The following is an 18,109-nucleotide window of genomic DNA, read 5'->3' on the forward strand; positions in this document are numbered from 1 at the left end:
CCCCTCTTTTTTTTATATTATAACATGAATATGTAGAAAATATGTAAAAAGAGGGCCTGAACTTGGAGAAGAAACTTTTTTTTGTATTTAATCCAAAATCCGGAAAAGGCAAGATCAAAACCGCTTTAATGGATATTGTGGATATTTTTAACAAGGGTGGTTATGAAGTGGTCATCCGTGCGACGCAATACCCCAAAGATGCATATGAAATGACCAGGAAGTATGCAGACAAGGTGGATCTTGTGGTATGCAGCGGCGGCGATGGCACACTGGATGAGGTGGTTGCAGGACTGGTTGAGACAGGAAGCAAGGTTCCGGTAGGATATATTCCGGCAGGAAGCACCAATGATTTTGCAGGAAGCCTGTTTATTCCCAAAAATATGGTAGCTGCAGCAGAGATGATCATGGAAGAGAATGTGTACCGCTGTGATATCGGGAAGTTTAATAAACAGACATTTACTTATATTGCCGCATTTGGACTTTTTACGGATGTGGCCTATGAGACTGACCAGGATCTGAAGAATATTCTGGGACATCTGGCATATCTGCTGGAGGGGGTCAAACGTCTGTTTGATATTCAGTCTTACCATATGAAAGTAACAACAGAGGATGAAATCTTTGAAGATGATTTTATGTATGGGATGATCACTAATTCCAGATCCGTTGGAGGATTTAAGAATCTGACCGGCAAAAATGTGGATATGAATGACGGCCTGTTTGAGGTGACCTTGATCACCACGCCTAAGAATCCGATGGATATGCAGGAGATCATTGCAGGACTGATGTCCGGTAAGGATAATTCAGACCTGATCTATACCTTTAAGACAAGCAGGATCCGGATTCAGTCAGATGAGGCTGTGGCATGGACGCTGGACGGGGAATACGGCGGAGATCACAAGGAGGTTGAGATCCGGAATCTGCACAGAGCATTGAACCTATATCTGACAGGTTCCAAGAATTCTTGAGGATCTGAGAAAAGGGTACTGAACAGTTACGGACAACTGTGAAATACCCATAGACAGAAATGTGTGATTAGTGGAGAGGAGATTATTAATGGAAGATTTTGTGAAAGTGACGGATATTTTTGGATGTGATGTATTTAATGATTCCGTTATGCAGGAGAGACTGCCCAAGAAGGTTTATAAGGAACTGAAAAAGACCATAGAAGAAGGCAAAGAGCTGTCTATGGAAGTGGCTGATGTGGTAGCACATGAGATGAAGGAGTGGGCTATCGAGAAAGGGGCAACCCATTACAGCCACTGGTTCCAGCCACTGACAGGTGTAACCGCAGAGAAGCATGATGCATTTATTACAGCACCTATGGAGAATGGTAAGGTGCTGATGAGCTTTTCCGGTAAAGAACTGATCAAAGGAGAACCAGATGCCTCTTCTTTTCCATCCGGAGGTCTTAGAGCTACCTTTGAAGCAAGAGGCTACACTACATGGGACTGTACCTCACCGGCTTTTGTACGCCATGATGCAGCAGGCGGTACCTTATGTATCCCTACCGCTTTCTGCTCCTATACAGGAGAGGCTCTTGACCAGAAGACTCCTCTTCTTCGTTCCATGGAGGCAGTGAATACACAGGCACTGCGTCTGATCCGTCTTTTCGGTAATCATACATCTAAGAAGGTGACTCCCTCTGTAGGTGCAGAGCAGGAGTATTTTCTGATCGATAAAGAAAAGTTTAAACAGAGAAAGGATCTTGTTTATACAGGCAGGACTTTATTTGGTGCCATGCCTCCGAAAGGCCAGGAGATGGATGACCATTATCTGGGAACCATCCGCCAGAGAGTATCTGCCTATATGAAAGAAGTAAATGAAGAATGTTGGAAGCTGGGCGTTTCTGCTAAGACACAGCATAATGAAGTTGCTCCTGCACAGCATGAGCTTGCACCTATTTATGCGCCTGTAAATATTGCGGCAGATCATAATCAGATCATGATGCGTATCCTGAAGAAAGTGGCAAGCCGTCAGGGGATGCGCTGTCTTCTCCATGAGAAACCATTTGCAGGCGTGAATGGTTCCGGAAAGCATAATAACTGGTCTTTGACTACCGATGACGGGATCAATCTGCTGGATCCAGGCAAAACTCCTCATGAGAATGTTCAGTTCCTTCTTGTACTTACCTGTATTCTGAAAGCAGTTGATGAGCATGCAGATCTTCTTCGGGAGTCAGCAGCAGATGTGGGAAATGACCAGAGACTTGGCGGCCATGAGGCTCCGCCGGCAGTGATTTCTGTTTTCCTTGGAGAACAGCTTGAGGATGTGCTGGATCAGCTGATCAGTACAGGAACTGCTACTCACAGTAAGAGCGGGGAAAAGATGAATACCGGTGTAAGTACACTTCCGGACTTCATGAAGGATGCAACAGACAGGAACCGTACTTCACCTTTTGCATTTACAGGTAATAAGTTTGAGTTTCGTATGGTTGGTTCCAGAGATTCGATTTCCTCCTGCAATGTTGTATTGAATACTATTGCAGCTGAGGCTTTTAAAGAGGCATGTGATAGACTGGAATCTGCAGAAGATTTAGAACTTGCAGTGCATGATTTGATCAAAGAATACGCTACTGATCACCAGAGAATCGTATTTAGCGGCAATGGCTATGCACCGGAATGGGAAGCAGAAGCAAAACGAAGAGGCCTTCCTATCCTTCCGTCCATGGTAGATGCCATTCCTGCACTGACTACAGAGAAATCCATAAAGCTGTTTGAGAATTTCCGGGTATTTACCAGAACAGAGCTGGAATCCCGTGCAGAGATCCAGTATGAGATTTATGCTAAAGCGATTAATATCGAGGCCAAGACCATGATCGATATTGTTACCAAACAGATCATCCCGGCAGTGATCAGGTATACGACGGTGCTTGCTGATTCCATTAATTCTGTAAAGGCAGCAGGGATCACAGACGTAAGCGTACAGGCAGATCTTCTGAAAAAGACCAGCAAGCTTTTAAAAACAACCAACAGTGCCATGAATAAGTTAGGCAAGCTGGTTTCCCAGGTAGAGTCTTACCCGGAAGGACGGGAACGGGCTGTTTTCTTCAGGGAAAAGATCGTACCTGCGATGGACGAATTACGGAAGCCGGTTGATGAATTGGAAATGATCGTAGATAAAGAGATGTGGCCAATGCCTTCTTACGGAGACCTTATTTTTGAAGTCTGATCCGGGAGCAAAAGGTTGGATACTTATATGAATGAATTTGATTTTTTAAGAGAACAGGCTGTTTCCGAAGACCTGATCAAAGAAATTTTGGAATTCAGAAAAGAATACACGGTTGCTGCAGATGCTGTTGGGCGTGTGCAGCAGCCTGCAATCCATTTCTATGGAAAAGAAACCTTGGAAATGGCCATGGCTGCCCTTCTCCAGGGGGAAAATCTTCTTCTCACAGGGCCTAAGGCCACTGGTAAAAATATACTGGCAGAGAATCTTGCCTATATTTTCGGCAGACCGATCTACAATGTATCTTTTCATGTGAATACCAACAGTGGAGATCTGATCGGTACAGATACTTTTGAGGACAATCAGGTAAAACTTCGGAAGGGCAGTATTTACCGGTGTGCCCAGCATGGGGGCTTTGGTATCCTGGATGAGATCAATATGGCGAAAAATGATGCTGTTTCCGTGCTGCATGCTACTCTGGATTACCGAAGATCCATTGATGTGCCAGGGTACGATAAGATTGATCTTCATCCGGCAGCCAGATTTATTGGAACCATGAATTACGGATATGCAGGTACCAGAGAATTAAATGAAGCCCTGGTTTCCAGATTTATGGTGATCGATATGCCTCCCCAGAATGAGGAAACCCTGGGATTTATTTTCAGGGAAATGTTCCCGGATGCAAAGAAGGCAGCTGTAGACCAGTTTATCGGTCTTTTTCTTGATCTTCAGCTGAAAACTGCCAACAGTGAGATTTCTACCAAGTCACTGGATTTGCGAGGCCTTTTGGGAGCAGTGAAGATCATAAAAACCGGACTTTCTCCATGGCAGGCTGTGCAGATGGGAATCGTAAATAAAACATTTGACATTTTTGAAAAAGAGATCGTAGAGGATGTTGTAAATACCAGGATCCCCAGGGACTGGACAAAGGAAGATGTTTATGAATAAGCATCCGTCAAGGATTGAACATACAAATGAGATCTCAGGCTTTTCTGAAGGGGAGGGTTCTGAGATCCAGCTGGAAATGGAGAACCGTATCCGGAATCTTTTATGGACAGTCAGTGGTGACTATGCCCAGGAAATGAAGCCGGATATTTCTTTATACAGGCGTTCCAGACCGCTGGCCCTTTATGATGGGATCAAGCAGGGGGCACTTGCAAAATTTTATGATAAAAAATATCTGGGGCTTTATCTGCTGAAGAAGCTGTATTTGGGGGCAGATGAACAGCTTCTTACGAAAATGGCACAGCTTTGTATAGAGGAAGCCATTGGAGACAGAATCTGCCTGGAACGTCCAGGTATTCGAAACATGCAAAGAGAGGCTATCCTGGATATCCTTGATCAGGAGTATCTGGTGATCCCGGGTACTGGAAATATCCCGGAAATGCTCAGGCTTATGGTTCTGAGAAAAAGGCTGGACAGGCTGGAGCACAAAAAAGAAGCACCAGTGCTTTCCTCCATGAAAAAGTACATGGATCTGGTGAAGGAAGCAGGCAATTCCCAAGATACAGAAGCATTGGCATTTGCTATTGACCGGTTATACAATAAGGCATGTGAGCCTGACTTTGAAAAAGAAAAGGGCAGTTTTGAACAGGTGATGGCTGTCACAATGGAGGAACTGTCAGAGTTTGACTGGAAAGACCTTCTTGATGAAGAACTTTATGAGGAAAGCCTGGAAGACTATGCACAGCAGCTGGCTGATCAGATAGCCGGAATGGAGGATTCCCAGGTTACCGAGGAAATGGAAGAGCAAAGACAGACCAGGCATAAGATCAAAATCCTTCCTCCTGAAGCATTGGAAAAGGCTCACAGGTATGTGGAACTTAATTTTGGGAAAACTTATCTGAAAGAAAATGAAGAAAAGAAAATAAACCAGTTGATGTGCAAAGGGATCCACGGAGACTGCAGTCTGTATTTTACAGAAGGGATCCTGAAAAATCCGGTTATGCGGAATTATCAGTACGAATATGCAGTACGCCTGAAAAACAAAAATGTGTGGCTGTATCATGATAAACACAGAGTTGTAAAGAGGAATGTTGCCCAGCTTACAGAAATGCTGCGTAAATCCTTGATTTTGCGAAGTGAAAACCAGGAGATCCTGTCTGACAGGGGGCAGATCCTGCCTGCCAGATTATGGAGGATCGGCAGAAGCAGGGATGCACTTCTTTTCAAAAAAGAGCAACAGGGGGATCAAACGGATTTTGTTGTAGATGTACTGATCGATGCCAGTGGTTCCCAGATGAATCGGCAGGGCCATGTGGCATTACAGGCATATATGATCAGTAAAGCACTGGGAAATGTGAAGATCCCTCACCGTGTGATGAGCTATTGTACATTCTGGGACTATACGATTTTACACAGGCTGCGGGAGTATGATGACCCTGACAGTGCAAGTGAAAATATATTCAATTATGTAACATCTTCCAACAACAGGGATGGATTGGCCATTAAAGCAGCCGGTTATGGGCTTTTGGGCCGTAGGGAAGAAAAAAAGATTATGATCATTTTAAGCGATGGACGACCTTATGATGTAATTGTAAACCGTCCAAATGCAAAGAATCCTAAGCCGTATATGGGACAATATGCAGTGAATGATACTGCCGGGGAAGTCCGCAGGCTGAGAAACGCAGGGGTGAGCGTGCTGGGAGTATTTGCAGGCGAAGAGAAGGATCTGGCTACAGAAAAGAAGATCTTTGGTAAGGATTTTGCTTATATCCGGGATATTACTGATTTTTCCAGAATTGTAGGCCGCTATCTCACAAAACAATTGGAATTGGAGGAATGAAGATGAGTCCTTGGGGGAAAAAACTCAAATATATGGATTATCTGCTGATCATTGTAGGTACCTGCCTGATGGCAGTTGCTGTAATATCTGCGTTTGATAAGGCAGGAATGGTTACAGGTGGTTTTTCAGGAGTAGCCATCATTGTCAAAGAGTGGACAGAAAGCCTTGTTCCTAGCGGAATTCCCTTATGGATCACTAACATGGCATTAAACATTCCGCTGTTCTTTTTAGGAATGAGGATCGGAGGCTTTCAGTTTGTAAAAAAAGCACTGGTAGGAGAGTTGTGTCTTTCTTTCTGGTTGGCGGTGCTGCCAGGCTGTATTCCTGACTTTAACCTGGCGGGAAATGATCTTCTGCTTGCTGCGGTATATGGTGGTGTGATTCAGGGAGTAGGCATTGGACTTGTTTTCCTTGGACAGGGGACTACCGGCGGAACAGATATGATGGCTGCCCTGATCCAGCGGAAGCTTAAGCATTATTCTATTGCCCAGATCATGCAGTTTATTGATGGCCTGGTAGTTGTGGTGGGCATGTATGTTTTTGGCGTATACAAGGCTCTTTATGCTATTATTGCAGTTTATCTTGTTACAAAAGTGACGGATGGCATGATCGAAGGTTTGAAATTTTCAAAGGGAGCTTATATTATCACAGAGAAAGCGGATCAGGTTTCCCATATGATCATCAATGAAATGGATCGCGGTGTTACCGGCCTGAAAGGAGTAGGAATGTATTCCGGACAGGACAAGCTGATGCTGTTTTGCGTAGTCAATAAAAAGGAAATCGTTACATTAAAAGAAAAAGTGGATATGATAGACCCAGATGCTTTTGTGATCGTATGTGATGTACGGGAAGTACATGGGGAAGGTTTTATAGAGAAAAAGTGAGAAGTTTTGAATAAAAATTTGTAAATTTTTTCTGATTTCCTCTTTCTTTTTTGGTTATTTTGTATTAAAATAACTTAAAACACTTTTACATGAGAAGGGATTGAATAGAATGATATCAAGCCAGGTATTACAGAATACCCTCGAGGGACTTAAAGAGATATCCAGGACACAGTTTTGTGTGATGGATACAGATGGCAAGACACTTGCATCCACATGTACTGATTTCGAGATCCAGGCAGGGGATGTTCAGGCATTTGTTGATTCGCCGGCAGAGAGTCAGCTTGTGAGAGGTTATCAGTATTTCAAAGTGAATGATGACTATCAGCTGGAGTATATCCTTGTAGCTCATGGAGAGGACGAGGATACGTATATGGTCGGGAAGCTGGCAGCATTTCAGCTTCAGAGTCTGATCGTAGCTTATAAGGAGCGTTTTGACAAAGACAGTTTTATCAAGAATCTTCTTCTTGATAATCTTCTTCTTGTAGATATTTACAATCGTGCCAAGAAGCTTCACATCGATGCTGATGTGCGCCGCGTGGTTATGCTGATCGAACTTCCACAGGAGAGAGAGCATAGTTCTGTAGAGAGCATTAAGAGTATTTTTGGTGGTAAGAGCAAAGATTTTATCACGGCCGTAGATGAGAAGAGTGTGATCATTGTAAAGGAACTGGAAGAGGGCGAAGGCTATGAGACTATGGATAAGCTGGCCCAGACGATCCTGGACACACTTGGACTTTCCAGAGAAGACGGAGTACATGTTGCATACGGTACCATTGTGAAGGAGCTTAAGGAAGTGTCACGATCCTACAAGGAAGCACGTATGGCTTTGGATGTAGGTAAGATTTTCTTCCCGGAGAAGGATGTTATCGCATACAGCTCTCTGGGTATCGGACGTCTGATCTATCAGCTCCCGATTCCACTGTGCAAGATGTTCATTAAGGAGATCTTTGGCGGTAAGTCACCGGATGATTTTGATGAAGAGACACTGACTACCATTGATAAATTCTTTGAGAACAGCCTGAATGTGTCAGAAACATCCAGACAGCTTTATATCCACAGGAATACTCTTGTATACCGACTGGATAAGCTGCAGAAGAGTACAGGACTGGATCTTCGTGTATTTGAAGATGCCATTACCTTTAAGATTGCTCTTATGGTTGTAAGATATATGAAATACATGGAAACGCTGGAGTACTAATGCCGGCATTTATGTGGCTTTCAGTAATTTTCAGAAGGAAATACCAATTGTCTACCGTTTTTTCAGCGGTAGACAATTTTCTTATGGCACTTTGATGTCTTCCTTATGTACTTCTTAAAAAAATACGTGTAAATATGTGTGAATCATATTGGCACACGTGTAAATACGTGCTATAATATAACTATGGAAGGAGAAAAAAGATGAAAACATCAGAGCCAATCAAATTGTTAAAGAAGAACCACTGCCACTTGGCAGAGCATGGTAAAGAACATGACAAGTGGTATAGTGAGATAACAGGCAAAACATTCATGATCCCACGACATGGCGGAAAAGAAATACCAACTGGCACAGCAAACAGAATATTAAGGGATGCGGGGATTAAATAAGACCTGGCATAGCAAAATATAAAAGAATAGCACAGGAAAGATTGGGAGGTGCAACATGGCAAAATATGCATATCCGGCTGTATTTACACCGGAGGAGAGCGGACGATTTTCAGTGAACTTTCCGGATTTGGAAAGCTGCTATACATGTGGCGATGATATGAAAGATGCATTGATTATGGCAGAGGATGCATTGGCATTTACTTTATATGATTATGAGAGAGAAGGAAAGGCAATTCCTGAACCGTCAGTACAAGACGATATCACATTGGAAGGAAAGGAATTTATTAATTACGTTGCATGTGATACACTTGAATATCGCAAGCTCCATAACAACAGGGCTGTGAAGAAAACTCTTACGATTCCAGAGTGGCTGAATGAATCAGCAACAAGTATGGGGTTGAATTTTTCTCAGGTATTACAGGATGCACTGATGGAAAAAGTAGGAGCTGGCCGAAAATAATAAGAAGAAGGCACTCGGAAAACCGGGTGCTTTTTTATGTAGAAGCTGTGAAATGCCTTGCTTTTGGAAAAGGGTGCATGTATAATAAATTACCGGAAAATAGCAGTTGCAATTTAATAAAAGATATATTACAATAATGTTACATAAAAGTTACGCATAACAAAGGAGACCATTATGATCGATTTAATGGATGTAACCAAGTCTTATGGGCAGGGTCTTCCGGCTGTGAATCATGCCAACCTGCATGTTGATAAAGGGGAATTTGTATTTGTGGTAGGGAGCAGCGGCTCCGGGAAGTCCACACTGATCAAACTTTTACTGAAGGAACTGGATTCTACTTCAGGTGAGATCATTGTAAGCGGAGAACGTCTGGAAGGGATGAAGCACCGCAGAGTAGCCAAATACCGCAGGAAGCTGGGAGTTGTGTTCCAGGATTTCCGTCTTTTAAAGGACAGGGATGTTTATGAGAATGTTGCTTTTGCACAGCGTGTGATCAACCGTCCTACCAGAGTGATCCGTAAAAGAGTGCCGGAGGTTTTGCAGGAGGTAGGGCTTGCAGGGAAATATAAGGCATTTCCAGACGAACTGTCCGGCGGAGAGCAGCAGAGAGTGGCTCTTGCAAGAGCGATCGTAAACCGTCCGGATATTCTCCTGGCAGATGAGCCAACCGGTAATCTTGACCCTAAGACCTCTGAGGAGATCATGAAGCTTCTGGAAGAGATCAATGAGAGAGGCACAACCGTACTGGTAGTTACCCACAACAAAGAGATCGTCAATGCCATGAAGAAAAGGGTAGTTACCATGCATAATGGCGTGATCATCAGTGACGAGAAAGAGGGAGAATATCATGAGGCCTAGTACGATCTGGTATACCCTGAAGCAGGGTGTAAAAAATATTAAAAGAAATATGATGTTTTCCATTGCATCAGTTCTTACCATGTCCGCCTGTATACTATTGTTTGGTGTTTTTTATTCTATTGTGAATAATGTGAATAATATTGCACATAAGGTGGAAGAGGAGGTTCCTATCACAGTATTTTTTGATGAAGGGACTACGGATGAGCAGATCCAGCAGATCGGTGCGTTGATCCAGGAACGTCCTGAAGTAGCACAGATTCAGTATGAGTCTGCAGATGATGCCTGGGAAAAGATGAAGAAAGAATATTTTGGAGATACAGATGTAGCTGACGGATTTAAGGATGACAATCCGCTGGTGAATTCCTCCAACTACCAGGTATATCTGAAGGACATTTCCAAACAGGCAGTGATCGTAGCGTATATCCAGACTTTGGATCACGTAAGAGAGGTTAGTCAGTCTGAGCAGGCAGCCAAGACGCTTGGTTCCATTAACAAGCTGGTATCCGGTATTTCCATTGTGATCATTGTGATCCTTCTTCTGATCTCTGTATTTTTGATCAGCAATACAGTGTCCGTAGGTATAACTGTGCGTAAGGATGAGATCGGGATCATGAAATATATCGGAGCCACAGATGCTTTTGTACGTGCACCGTTCCTTCTGGAAGGTATGGTGCTTGGAGTGATAGGAGCGGCTATTCCCCTTGTGATCCTGTATTTTGCTTATAATAGTGCAGTTACTTATGTACTGACCAGGTTTAATGTACTTATGGGCGTGGTTGAGTTCATACCAGTAGGCAGGATCTACATGACACTTCTGCCCATCGGTCTGGCACTGGGGATCGGGATCGGTCTTTTGGGAAGCTTCTGGACAACCAGAAAGCATTTGAAAGTATAAGGTATTAGAATGTGGGATTGATGCAGATGCGTCAATCCCTCTTTTGCAGGAGGAATGATGGCAGATAATAATTTCTGGAAAGGTGCAGCCTTTGGTACAGCTTTTACAGTTGCAGTGGCAGCAGGAGGATATGCAGGATACAAATATGCACAGGTACCAGCAGATGGGACAGTGCTTTCTGATAGTGCCAGGGTCCAGAAGCTGGAGTACCTGGAAGAACTGATCGATACTTATTATCTTGAGGATAAGGATGAAGACGAACTGGCAGAAGGGCTATATGCAGGATTGATCTATGGCCTTGGGGATCCTTATTCCAGATACTATACAGCAAAGGAATATCAGGAGGAAAATACCAGTTCTCAGGGGTCCTATGTAGGGATCGGCGTTGTGATGCAGGAGAATAAAGAAGGAGGCGTGCAGATCGTTCAGTGCTATGAGGGAGGACCAGGCGAAGCAGCAGGTCTTAAGGAAGGGGATGTGGTCAGTGCTGTTGACGGACAGGATATTACAGAAAGCTCTGTTTCTGAAGTGGCGTCCATGATCCGGGACAGTGATGCCGAGAATGTTATCCTTACGGTGCACAGAGAAAATGCAGATGAGCCTCTTACCATTACAGTCCCTATTACAGATGTGGAACTGCCATCTGTTTTTCATGAGATGCTGGAGCCTAAGATTGGATATATCCGGATCACAGAATTTAAAGGGGTTACTGAGGAACAATATACAACCGCATTTCAGGATCTGAAGGATCAGGGTATGGAGAAGATGATCGTAGATCTTCGGGATAATCCAGGGGGACTGCTGGATTCTGTCTGTGATATCTTAAGGCAGATCCTTCCGGAAGGCCTGATCGTTTATACTGAGGATAAAAACGGAAACCGGGAAGAAGAAACCTGTGACGGGAAAAATGCCCTTGATATCCCCCTGGCAGTGCTTGTTAATGAAAACAGCGCCAGCGCATCCGAGATTTTTGCAGGGGCAGTTAAGGATTACGGGATCGGAACAATTGTGGGCACTACTACCTATGGAAAGGGGATCGTACAGTCCATACGTACTCTTTCGGATGGAAGTGCAGTGAAGCTTACAGTTTCCAAATATTATACTCCAAAAGGCAATAATATCCATAAGACAGGGATCACCCCGGATGTAGAAGAGAAGCTGGATTCCAATCTTTTGAACAAAAGTGATTACAGCCATGAAGAGGATAATCAGCTTCAGAGGGCCATTCAGGTTCTGGAAAATGATGGAGAAAGCAGCTGATTTTATAAAAATTCTGTGAACATGGGTCAGAAAATTGAATGAGACACTGTTCTGTGCTATGATAAGGCAGAGTAGGGACAGAAGACAAGCTTATGGGTTTCTTGACAGAGAGGAGACTGACCATGAAAAGAAAAATATTTCTGGCTGGCTTATGTACAGCTCTTTTAACACCCATCCCTGTTTCAGCTCAGGTACTGGATTATGCTGGGATTGTTGATAAATACAAACAGGAAGATAAAGCACTGCAGCGCTTTTTATTGGATGACGGGGCAGGAGGCACTGTGACAGCGCTGGCGGATGCAGAGGATTTATATATTACATCCAAGAGTGCCCAGATACATTCCAAGCCAGGAGAGACAGGAGATGTGCTTGATACGGCTGTCTTTGGTACAGAGCTGGAACGGGTTGCAGTATGTGATAATGGCTGGAGCAAGGTAGAATACACATCCGATACAGGAGAACAGATCAGTGGCTTTGTTTCAGATACACAGCTTGGCCAGGGTACAGCACTGGAAGAGGTGAATGACACGGTTACTGTTGCCAGGGACTGTGATGTTCTTGATTTTCCGGGAAGAAAAGACGGTGAAGTAACAGGTGAAGTCCTGGAAGAGGATCAGATTACCAGAACCGGCATTGTAGATGGAATCTGGAGCCGGATCATTTTTGAAAATGAGGAAGGCACATCCAGTACAGGATATATACCTACCAATGTGCTGGAAGGTTATGAGGATGAAAGCCTTACGGCAAAAGCAGATACTTCTACTTCGAACGGAGACATCCAGGCAGGAAGCATCCACAAAAGTGCAGGAGAAGGTGTTTTCGCTGAGGCTGTTGACGGTGTGACATCTGTCAATGGCAGCGGTGCCGCCGCAGATGGCGTACAGGTAGGCACTCCTATTTCCGTATCAGCAGATGCATCACTGAAGTCTCTTGGCACTTTTCGTATCACACATTATTGTCCATGCAGTATCTGCTGTGGTCCATGGTCCAATGGGATCACATCTACCGGTGTTACTGCAGTGACCAACCGTACCATTGCTGTGGATCCTACCCAGATCCCATATGGCTCCAAGGTTGTGATCGACGGACAGGTATATGTGGCAGAAGACTGCGGTGGTGCGATCAAGGAGAATTGCATTGATATTTATGTAGGAAGCCATGCAGAAGGGGAAAGCAAGGGTGTGTACTACACAGAAGTATATCTGATACAGGAATAAAATAAGGCTGAGGATAAAGATTTTCGGCTATGGTACTTGCAGATGATTAGTGAGAAACGACAGATAAGAGGATTGGAGACAGGACAAATGGAAAAGATCATTTTAACAGGAGACAGACCTACAGGCAGACTTCATGTAGGACATTATGTAGGTTCACTTAGAGGGAGAGTTGCCCTTCAGAATTCAGGAGATTATGATAAAGTATATATTATGATCGCAGATGCGCAGGCGTTGACAGACAATGCAGAGCATCCGGAAAAGGTACGGCAGAATATTATCCAGGTAGCACTTGATTATCTGGCATGCGGGCTTGATCCGGAGAAATCCACCATCTTTATACAGTCTACCATTCCGGAGCTGGCAGAGCTTACCTTTTATTATATGAATCTTGTAACTGTATCCAGACTGCAGCGGAATCCTACCGTAAAAGCAGAGATCAAAATGCGTGATTTTGAGACAAGCATTCCGGCAGGTTTTCTGGCATATCCGGTAAGTCAGACTGCAGATATTACGGCATTTCATGCTACTGCAGTTCCGGTAGGCGAGGATCAGCTTCCAATGCTGGAGCAGTGTAAGGAGATCGTGCATAAGTTTAACACTGTATACGGAGAGACCCTGACAGAGCCGGAGATCATCCTTCCGGATAATGCAGCATGCCTCAGACTTCCGGGTATTGACGGAAAGGCTAAGATGAGTAAATCTCTTGGGAACTGTATTTATCTTTCAGATGAGCCGGAAGAGATCAAGAAGAAGATCATGTCTATGTTTACTGATCCGAATCATCTTCGGGTGCAGGATCCGGGTAAGGTTGAGGGAAATCCAGTATTTATCTATCTGGATGCATTCTGCAGACCGGAGCATTTCCAGGAATTTTTGCCTGAATACAGCTGTATGGATGAGTTGAAAGCCCATTATCAGAGAGGCGGGCTTGGAGATGTAAAGGTGAAGAAATTCCTGAACAATGTAGTGCAGGCTGAACTTGCACCAATCAGAGAGCGCAGAAAGGCCTGGGAGCAGAGAATACCGGAGGTTTATGAGATCCTGAAAAAGGGCAGCGAGGAAGCGAGAAAAGCAGCTGCCAGAACTATGCAGGATGTACGTCATGCAATGCAGATTGATTATTTTGCGGAGTGACATACTCCCACCACTTAAATCTCTAATTTTGAAGTGGGGGCTTCTTGCTCAATGGCTCTACTGAGCCAAGTATCTACAAGCTATCCTCGCGTGCCCCGCGATTCTTTTGCCCGGACACGGGCATATTTTCTTATTTTTCTATTGTCCGGATACGGACAGTTTATGCAATCAACATCCTTCTTGCCTCTTCTCGGATGTTGATTGCTGCATTACGATCTCTATCCATCTCATTTCCACACGCACAGCGATAGACTCTTTCGGATAATTTCAGTTCTTTCTTTATCCTTCCACATTTACAGCATTTTTTACTGGAAGGAAAGAAACGGTCTACCTTTACCATTTTCTTTCCTTTCCACGCCAGTTTATAGTCTAACATTTCCCTGAACATTCCATATCCATTATCCTGTACGCTTTTTCCGAAATGCAGACACTGCCCCATTGCTTTCATATCGATATCTTCCACTGCGACTGCATCATAACTGTCTGCGATCTTTCGACTAAGTTTGTGCAGATAATCTCTTCGCTGATTTCGTATCTTTTCATGACATCTGGCAACTTTCTTTTTTTGCAGTTCATAATTATGGCTTCCTCGTACGCATCTTGACAACTTTCGTTGCTCCCTCGCCAGCCTTTTTTCATTTTTTCTGAAAAAACCTGCTTCTCCCGTCTCAATCTTTTCTGAAAATACTGCCATTCCCTGCATTGCATAATCAATTCCAAGTATCTTTGCAGTACTGTAATCTGGTTCAGCTGCTTGGTTTTCACATCTGTATCCTTCATACAACAGACTTGCAAAGTATTTTCCGGATGGTTCCATACTGATTGTCACTGATTTCAGACGAAGGTCTTCTGCTGGCTTCCTGTGTTTTTTCATGGCAATCCATTTTAATTTAGGAAGTCGGATTCGCTTACTTTCCACCAGGATATTTCCATTGACCACATTTGTTGTATAGCTGTTTCTGGAATGATGCTTTGACTTGAACCTTGGAAATCCAATCTTAGGTTCCCGAAAAAATTTATTATATGCCTTTTCCAGATGAAGCTGGACATTTGCCAGCGCCAGCGAATCGACTTCTTTCAAAAATGGATATTCCTTTTTATACATGGCCGGTGTATTTTTTAACATTTTCTTTGTCTTTTCATACTCCTGGATTCTATCATTAAGCATCTGATTGTATAGGAAACGACAACAGCCAAATGTTTTGCCCAAAAGTATCTTCTGTTCTTCTGTCGGATAAATTCGGAAACGATATGCTATGTTCAATACTTTTTCTCTCCCTGGCTTTCAATACATTGACGGATTACTTCTACCGGAGCACCTCCAGCTGTCAGTAGGCAGAAACTCTGACTCCATTCTTCCAGAACTTTTCCCTACCGTGGAACAATATATTCCCATATCTCTTTTGCTCTTTCTGAAATTGGATTATCAATCACTTTTCATCGATATTTCACTACCATGATCAGATGATAATACACCCGTTCAAGAATGCCTCGGCATTCTTGCTGCGAGGTGCGCGTCATGCAATTGCATGACATACTTCTCCTGCGCACCTCTGCAATCCTGCCGGAGGCTATATCGGCTGGGGGATTTACTCCCAGCTGATATACTGAATGCGCATTATGATCTGTTTTTCCCATACAAATCAGTCCTTTTTCTAACAATTTGTATTTTCGACTGACTCTATTATACCACGGATTGCGCCACAGAACAAGTGTTCTTTTTGTTTTTTCGCAGTTCACCTCCCACCTGCAGAGGAAGGAGAATTCTTGCTATATTTATGTTAAATATATCCGGATAAACAATTCTTGGATTCATAGTGTATCCTCCTTATCAAGCCACTTTTATGCGTTGTTTTTCTATTTCTGAAGATTATCCTATTTTTCATATCAAGTCAATATTTTTTATGCATTTGATTATACCGAAATAAGATAATCAGGAATAGGTTTGGGCTATAGCGCAAAAATCCCCTATACAGAATCGGCTCAGACATAAGTCTGTCCAAATTCTGCACAGGGGATCATTATTTCATATATGGTTATGTGGATGGCGCAAAAGGCCACGTATCTATTTATACTCTGCTTACTCAGGCAAGAATGGGCTCCAATGCTTTTGCAAGCTTATCCTTCTCTGCCTGCGCCTCTTCCAGATCTTTTCCAAGAGTTGTGTAATAAATCTTGATCTTTGGCTCTGTTCCTGACGGACGAACGATAACTGTCTCATTATTTTCCAGTTTATAGATCAGTACGTTCGCTGCCGGAAGCCCTGTCTCCTCTGGCTTCTCATAGTCTGCAACGCTGACTACCTTATAGCCTGCGATCTCTGCCGGCGGATCCTGACGAAGCTTCTGCATGATTCCTGCCATAGTATCCATACCGCTAAGTCCTGGGAACTCAAAGCTGTCAACCTTATTCAGGTAACGGCCATACTCTGCATAAATTTCCTCAAGTCTCTGCTTCAGGGAACTTCCGATACTTCTGTAATATGCAGCCATCTCACAGATCAGCATGGAACCGATCACAGCATCCTTATCTCTTACATAAGGTCCTGCCAGATATCCATAACTCTCCTCGAATCCAAAGATAAAGCGGTCTACTTCTCCTGCCTCTTCCAGCTGTGCGATCTGATCGCCGATCCACTTGAAGCCTGTCAGTACGTTACGCATCTCTACACCATAATGGGCAGCTACTGCATCTGCAAGAGGTGTGGAAACAATAGACTTCACAGCTACCGGATTCTTCGGCATAGTGCCTTTCTCAATACGTCCTGCACAAATATAATCAAGAAGAAGAACTCCTACTTCATTTCCGCTTACCAGCTCATAAGAACCATCCGGGCACTTCATGGCGATACCCACACGGTCAGCATCCGGATCTGTGGCAAGCATCAGATCAGCGCCTGTCTTCTCTGCCAGATTCAGACCCTGCTCAAGGGCTGCAAAAATCTCAGGATTAGGATAACTGCAGGTTGTAAAATAACCATTCGGGTATTCCTGATCCGGTACGATAGTAATATCTGTAATGCCGATATCTTTCAAAACCTGTGTAACAGGTACCAGTCCGGAGCCATTCAGCGGGCTGTACACCAGCTTCAGGCCTGCAGTGCTGCAAAGACCTGGTCTTACCTGACGGGACTCAATTGCTTCATAAAGAGCTTTCTTACAGTCATCTCCTACAAAACGGATCAGACCTTCCTCTACGCCCTCTGCAAAAGACATGTATTTTGCACCGGTAAGCACATCTGTCTTCTGGATCTCTTCGTACACGATCGCTGCAGCATCATCGGTCATCTGACATCCATCAGGACCGTATGCCTTATATCCGTTATATTTCGCAGGATTGTGAGATGCAGTTACCATAACTCCTGCATTACACTCATAATATCTGGTTGCAAATGAAAGAGCCGGTACAGGCATCAGTGCATCATAAATCCGCACTTTAATACCATTGGCTGCCAGCACGCCAGCTGCTGTTTTGGCAAAAACATCGCTCTTAATACGGCTGTCATAGCTGATGGCAACTGTCTGGGAACCGCCCTGTGTCTTTACCCAGTTGGCAAGTCCCTGTGTAGCCTGACGTACCACATAAATATTCATCCGGTTGGTACCTGCGCCCAGCACGCCTCGAAGTCCGGCAGTTCCAAACTTCAGTGCTACTGCAAAACGCTCTTTGATCTCTTCGTCATTTCCATTGATCTTTGATAATTCCGGTTTCAGATCCGCATCTTCCAGATCTGCTGCCAGCCAGCGCTCATATTCTTCTTTGTACATTTCACCACTCCCACTTTTCATTTTTATTAGTTTCAAATTAACTGCACTTACAAATTACTCTTAACAAACTACATTTAATTGTAATATAACATATTCTTGT

The 18,109-nt window shown here is 43.8% G+C and carries 16 protein-coding genes and 1 pseudogene; 13 read left to right on the forward strand and 4 right to left on the reverse strand.

Going from position 1 to position 18,109, the window contains the following annotated elements:
• Window positions 1–62: 62 nt before the first annotated feature.
• From OCV61_RS07725 to trpS, 13 genes are all read left to right on the forward strand, one after another.
• Window positions 63–965: a diacylglycerol/lipid kinase family protein gene (locus tag OCV61_RS07725; RefSeq protein WP_158421333.1), complete on the forward strand. Its 903-nt coding sequence runs from the start codon at window positions 63–65 to the stop codon at window positions 963–965.
• 88 nt (window positions 966–1,053) lie between these two features.
• The gene (locus OCV61_RS07730) at window positions 1,054–3,168 is read left to right on the forward strand and encodes a glutamine synthetase III family protein (protein ID WP_158421334.1); all 2,115 of its coding nucleotides are present in this window, start codon (window positions 1,054–1,056) and stop codon (window positions 3,166–3,168) included.
• 27 nt (window positions 3,169–3,195) lie between these two features.
• Complete coding sequence (locus tag OCV61_RS07735; protein ID WP_158421335.1) at window positions 3,196–4,113, forward strand: AAA family ATPase; 918 nt, start codon at window positions 3,196–3,198, stop codon at window positions 4,111–4,113.
• Window positions 4,106–5,950, forward strand: coding sequence for a cobaltochelatase CobT-related protein (locus OCV61_RS07740; RefSeq protein WP_158421336.1), 1,845 nt, complete (start codon window positions 4,106–4,108; stop codon window positions 5,948–5,950). Before OCV61_RS07735 ends, OCV61_RS07740 begins: the two co-directional genes overlap by 8 nt.
• Before the next feature lie 2 nt (window positions 5,951–5,952).
• Window positions 5,953–6,834 carry a YitT family protein gene (locus OCV61_RS07745; protein WP_330382903.1) on the forward strand — a complete coding sequence of 294 codons (882 nt, stop codon included), beginning with the start codon at window positions 5,953–5,955 and terminating at the stop codon, window positions 6,832–6,834.
• 109 nt (window positions 6,835–6,943) lie between these two features.
• The gene (locus OCV61_RS07750) at window positions 6,944–8,032 is read left to right on the forward strand and encodes a PucR family transcriptional regulator (protein ID WP_158421374.1); all 1,089 of its coding nucleotides are present in this window, start codon (window positions 6,944–6,946) and stop codon (window positions 8,030–8,032) included.
• 200 nt (window positions 8,033–8,232) lie between these two features.
• Window positions 8,233–8,418, forward strand: a complete 186-nt coding sequence (locus OCV61_RS07755) for a type II toxin-antitoxin system HicA family toxin (protein ID WP_158421338.1) — start codon at window positions 8,233–8,235, stop codon at window positions 8,416–8,418.
• 55 nt (window positions 8,419–8,473) lie between these two features.
• Entirely contained in the window at window positions 8,474–8,878 is a 405-nt protein-coding gene (locus OCV61_RS07760) for a type II toxin-antitoxin system HicB family antitoxin (RefSeq protein ID WP_158421339.1), read from the forward strand.
• 174 nt (window positions 8,879–9,052) lie between these two features.
• Window positions 9,053–9,736: a cell division ATP-binding protein FtsE gene (gene ftsE / locus OCV61_RS07765; RefSeq protein ID WP_158421340.1), complete on the forward strand. Its 684-nt coding sequence runs from the start codon at window positions 9,053–9,055 to the stop codon at window positions 9,734–9,736.
• Window positions 9,726–10,631: a permease-like cell division protein FtsX gene (ftsX, locus tag OCV61_RS07770; RefSeq protein WP_158421341.1), complete on the forward strand. Its 906-nt coding sequence runs from the start codon at window positions 9,726–9,728 to the stop codon at window positions 10,629–10,631. The genes ftsE and ftsX overlap by 11 nt, the downstream gene beginning before the upstream one ends.
• 54 nt (window positions 10,632–10,685) lie before the next feature.
• On the forward strand, window positions 10,686–11,891 hold the full coding sequence (locus OCV61_RS07775; RefSeq protein ID WP_317258457.1) for a S41 family peptidase: 1,206 nt from the start codon (window positions 10,686–10,688) through the stop codon (window positions 11,889–11,891).
• Window positions 11,892–12,013: 122 nt separating this feature from the next.
• A complete protein-coding gene (locus OCV61_RS07780; protein WP_158421343.1) occupies window positions 12,014–13,108 on the forward strand; it encodes a 3D domain-containing protein in 1,095 nt (364 codons plus the stop codon).
• 87 nt (window positions 13,109–13,195) lie between these two features.
• Window positions 13,196–14,242 carry a tryptophan--tRNA ligase gene (gene trpS / locus OCV61_RS07785; RefSeq protein WP_158421344.1) on the forward strand — a complete coding sequence of 349 codons (1,047 nt, stop codon included), beginning with the start codon at window positions 13,196–13,198 and terminating at the stop codon, window positions 14,240–14,242.
• 160 nt (window positions 14,243–14,402) lie between these two features.
• Here the strand turns inward: trpS and OCV61_RS07790 are convergent, their stop codons facing one another.
• The 4 genes and pseudogenes from OCV61_RS07790 to OCV61_RS07805 form a co-directional block, all read right to left on the reverse strand.
• Window positions 14,403–15,506, reverse strand: coding sequence for an RNA-guided endonuclease TnpB family protein (locus tag OCV61_RS07790; protein ID WP_158421345.1), 1,104 nt, complete (start codon window positions 15,504–15,506; stop codon window positions 14,403–14,405).
• Window positions 15,503–15,763, reverse strand: a pseudogene (locus OCV61_RS07795) (transposase). The gene OCV61_RS07790 and the pseudogene OCV61_RS07795 overlap by 4 nt, the downstream one beginning before the upstream one ends.
• A 163-nt stretch (window positions 15,764–15,926) precedes the next feature.
• Window positions 15,927–16,058 carry a hypothetical protein gene (locus OCV61_RS07800; protein ID WP_262582741.1) on the reverse strand — a complete coding sequence of 44 codons (132 nt, stop codon included), beginning with the start codon at window positions 16,056–16,058 and terminating at the stop codon, window positions 15,927–15,929.
• Between the two features lie 268 nt (window positions 16,059–16,326).
• The gene (locus OCV61_RS07805) at window positions 16,327–18,009 is read right to left on the reverse strand and encodes a phospho-sugar mutase (RefSeq protein WP_158421346.1); all 1,683 of its coding nucleotides are present in this window, start codon (window positions 18,007–18,009) and stop codon (window positions 16,327–16,329) included.
• Between the last annotated feature and the right edge of the window lie 100 nt (window positions 18,010–18,109).

Origin of the sequence: Blautia ammoniilytica (genome assembly GCF_025566965.1) — a bacterium.
Classification (GTDB): domain Bacteria; phylum Bacillota; class Clostridia; order Lachnospirales; family Lachnospiraceae; genus Blautia_A; species Blautia_A ammoniilytica.

Bases quoted from the DNA above. Each gene is read 5' to 3' on its own strand.
- OCV61_RS07775 (WP_317258457.1), top strand. From the start codon at position 10,686: ATGATGGCAGATAATAATTTCTGGAAAGGTGCAGCCTTTGGTACAGCT.
- OCV61_RS07760 (WP_158421339.1), top strand. From the start codon at position 8,474: ATGGCAAAATATGCATATCCGGCTGTATTTACACCGGAGGAGAGCGGA.
- OCV61_RS07730 (WP_158421334.1), top strand. From the start codon at position 1,054: ATGGAAGATTTTGTGAAAGTGACGGATATTTTTGGATGTGATGTATTT.
- OCV61_RS07805 (WP_158421346.1), bottom strand. From the start codon at position 18,009: ATGTACAAAGAAGAATATGAGCGCTGGCTGGCAGCAGATCTGGAAGAT.
- OCV61_RS07750 (WP_158421374.1), top strand. From the start codon at position 6,944: ATGATATCAAGCCAGGTATTACAGAATACCCTCGAGGGACTTAAAGAG.
- ftsX (WP_158421341.1), top strand. From the start codon at position 9,726: ATGAGGCCTAGTACGATCTGGTATACCCTGAAGCAGGGTGTAAAAAAT.
- OCV61_RS07745 (WP_330382903.1), top strand. From the start codon at position 5,953: ATGAGTCCTTGGGGGAAAAAACTCAAATATATGGATTATCTGCTGATC.
- OCV61_RS07740 (WP_158421336.1), top strand. From the start codon at position 4,106: ATGAATAAGCATCCGTCAAGGATTGAACATACAAATGAGATCTCAGGC.
- ftsE (WP_158421340.1), top strand. From the start codon at position 9,053: ATGATCGATTTAATGGATGTAACCAAGTCTTATGGGCAGGGTCTTCCG.
- OCV61_RS07735 (WP_158421335.1), top strand. From the start codon at position 3,196: ATGAATGAATTTGATTTTTTAAGAGAACAGGCTGTTTCCGAAGACCTG.
- OCV61_RS07780 (WP_158421343.1), top strand. From the start codon at position 12,014: ATGAAAAGAAAAATATTTCTGGCTGGCTTATGTACAGCTCTTTTAACA.
- OCV61_RS07755 (WP_158421338.1), top strand. From the start codon at position 8,233: ATGAAAACATCAGAGCCAATCAAATTGTTAAAGAAGAACCACTGCCAC.
- trpS (WP_158421344.1), top strand. From the start codon at position 13,196: ATGGAAAAGATCATTTTAACAGGAGACAGACCTACAGGCAGACTTCAT.
- OCV61_RS07800 (WP_262582741.1), bottom strand. From the start codon at position 16,058: ATGAATCCAAGAATTGTTTATCCGGATATATTTAACATAAATATAGCA.